Genomic DNA, 3,314 nt, shown 5'->3' on the forward strand with positions numbered 1-3,314 from the left:
GCCGTTCGAGATCGACGCGTCAACGGGCCGGATCACGGTGGCGGCGGACGCGGCGCTGAACTACGAGGGCGGCGACACGCTGTTCACGGTGCGCGTCGAGACGAGCGACGGCGAACTCGCGGACACCGCATCGGTGACGATCCGGGTGAAGGACGCGGACGACCCCGGCGAGCTCGTGCTGAGCCCCGGCGTGGCGCGGGTGGGCGTCGAGCTTGCCGCGACCCTGACGGACGAGGACGGCGTGCGGAGCGCGGGCAGGAAGCGGCGGTGGCAGCGTTCGGCGAACGGCTCTTCGTGGAACGAGATCGCCACGGGCGGGGCGTACAACCCCGTCTCCGCCGACGAGGGCAGGTGGCTGCGGGCGGTGTTCACCTACAGGGACGGCCACGGTCCCGGAAAGCGGGCGGTGAGCGACCCGGTGAAGGTGCTGCCGGCGAACGCGGCGCCCTCGTTCGGGGCCGCGTACGAGCGCGAGGTGGCGGAGAACTCGCCGGGCGGCACGAAGGTGGGCGCGCCGGTGGCGGCGACCGACCCGGACAACGCGTCCCTGTCCTACGGCTTCGCGGAGGGCGGAGACGAGGCGCTGTTCGGGATCGACGCCTCGACGGGCCAGATCGCGGTGGCCGAGGGCGCGGCGCTCGACCACGAGAGCGGCGACACGCTGCTCGCGGTGCGGGTCGAGGCGAGCGACGGCGAGCTCGCCGACACCGCATCGGTGACGATCCGGGTGACGAACGCGGACGATCCGGGCACGATCGCGCTGAGCGCGGACGTGGCGCGGGTGGGCGAGCGGCTGACCGCGACGCTGATGGACGAGGACCGCTCGGTCGAGCGGAGCAAGATGCGGACGTGGCAGCGTTCGCCAGACGGCGCTGCGTGGACCATGATCGTGCAGGGGGCGGAGCGGCGGTTCTACACCCCGGCCGAAGCCGACAGGGGCAAGTACCTGCGCGCGGTGTTCACCTACACCGACGGCCACGGGCCGGGCAAGCGCGCGGAGAGCGCGGCCGTGATGGTCGTGGGCGCGACGACGCCGGTCGTCTCGTTCGGCGCGCAAAGCTACGCGACCGCGCCGGGTGGATCCGCCGATGTCGCCGTGCTCCTGTCGCCCGCGGCCTCCTCGGCGCTCGCCATCGAGGTCGTGGCCGGAGACTCGACGCACACCGTCACGTTCCGGAGCGGGGCGAGTGCGGGCACCTTGAGCGTCGGCACCGCGGGCCTCTCGGCCGGGGACACCCTCGCGGTTCGATTCGGCGACCTGCCGGAAGGGGTGGCGATCGGCGTTCCCGCGACCACGCGGATCGTCGTCGCGGCGGTGGCCGGAGACCGGGTCACCCGATCCGTCGCCGAGGACGGCTCGCCGACCGAGCTTGAGGTCGAGTACGCCCAGGCGGAGTACTCTGCGGTCGCGGGCGGGCCGGGGACCGAAATCGACGTCCGAGTGAGTCCCGCCGCCGACCGGCGGGTGGCCGTGCCGCTCACGGCCATGCACGCCTCTTCCGTGGAATCCATGTTGCCGGACTCGGTCGTGTTCGAGCCCGGGGACTCGCTCGCGGCGTTCATGCTCGAAGTTCCGGCCGGGACCGGGTCCGGCCTCCTCGCGCTCGCGTTCGGCGCGCTGCCCGAGGCCGTGAGCGCGGGTGCCGTCGCCTCCGCCACCGTCGATATCGCGGACCACGATCCCGGCCCGCTCCGGGACGAGGCGTTCGACCTCGGACTCGCCGTCTTCGGACGCGCCGTGGCCGAGGGCGCGCGGCAGGCCGTCGGAGCGCGCATCGACGCCGTCATGCGGCCCGCGGGAAGCGGTTCCGGCGCCGGCGTGCCCGGATCGGCGGCGGAGTGGGCCGGACGCGCGGCCGGCACCCTCGCCTCGCTCACCGGCGTACCCCGGGGCGCATCCTCGGCCACCGACATGATCCGCCGATCCGGGTCGGTTGATCTTCCCACCGGAAGGGAGGCCGTCCGGCGCCTGTTGCCGAACGTCTCGTTCTCGACCGCGCTCGGGCCGCAGTCGCAGGAGGGGCGGCCGAGGATCGGACTATGGGCCGAAGGCTCCGCACAGTCGTTCCGGGGCGAGCCCGGCATCGGCTACGACGGCGGGCTCCGGGCGCTCACCGTCGGCGCCGACACACGCATCGGCTCCTCCGCGCTGCTCGGAGTGTCGCTCATGCGCAGCGACGGCGATCTCGACTACTCGCGGTACTCCACGAAAGGCTCGATGGGACACGGCATGAACAGCGTTCATCCCTACCTGTTCCTCCGACCTTCTCCCGGAATCGGACTCTGGGCCATGGCCGGATACGGAACCGGAGACGTCCGGGACGGCAACCGCCACGGCGACACCGGCGCGTCGCTGCGCATGCTCTCGGGCGGCGTCAAGGTGCCGCTCGCACGCAGCGGCGCGTTCGGGCTCGCGCTGGGCGGCGACGCGTTCACCGTCGGCATGAGCGCCGACGACGGCCAGCGCGAAGGGGCGGCCTCGCGCGCACGCGCCCTGCTTGAAGCGTCATGGACGGCCGGAGGACTCAAGCTTACCACACAGGCCGGGGCGCGCTACGACGGCGGCGACGCCGACACGGGCGGAGGCGCCGAGACCGGTGCCTCGGTCGGCTATGCCGGCCGCGGGCTCGACCTCGACCTCCGTGGAAGACTGGCCTTCGGGTCCGGCTCACACCGCGAATGGGGTGCCGCGCTCCGGCTCGCGTTCGATCCCGGTACACGGGGCGAAGGGTTCCGGCTCGTGGTCAGTCCCAAGCACGGGCATGACCGGAACGGCATCCACGGGCTCATGGACGCTCGAACCCTCCGGATGATGACGCCGGCCGCGGGACGGGACTGGCGGCTCGACGCGGAAGCCGGCTACGGGTTCAAGAACCCCGGCGGCGAAGGCGCGCTCGACGGCTACACCCGCCTCTCGGCGGATGGCCAAAACCGTTCATGGTCGTTCGGAAGCCGGTACGGCGTCAGCCGGACACTACGGCTCGGAATCGAGGGATCGCGCAACCAAATGCCCGGCCAGGACCCCAATCTCGGAATCAGACTTGGACTGGATTTCACCTTCTGAACCGTGCCGGACACGACGCCGGGATACCCGATTGTCACACCGGAAACGGCGGTCGGGACTCCCGCCAATCCACCCCGTGATTCCGGCAATTCCCACACGAAGACACCCGATCCGGCTCAACGGCATAGTACGCAGATCGTGCAGTCCTGTATGATTTTAGACGATTTACTGCCGTGATTCGGGCCTCTGGTGCTCCGCCCGTCCGGCAGCACGGCGATGGCCTCTGCCTCGCTGAACTCGCCGGGACCCT

At 71.8% G+C, this 3,314-nt stretch carries 1 protein-coding gene; it reads left to right on the top strand.

Features of this window, described 5'->3' with window-relative positions:
• A partial coding sequence (locus OXN85_09255; protein ID MCY3600146.1) for a cadherin domain-containing protein occupies window positions 1-3,064 on the top strand: 3,064 nt, incomplete at its 5' end.
• Window positions 3,065-3,314 lie beyond the last annotated feature (250 nt).

It is taken from the genome of Candidatus Palauibacter australiensis, assembly GCA_026705295.1.
Lineage (GTDB): Bacteria > Gemmatimonadota > Gemmatimonadetes > Palauibacterales > Palauibacteraceae > Palauibacter > Palauibacter australiensis.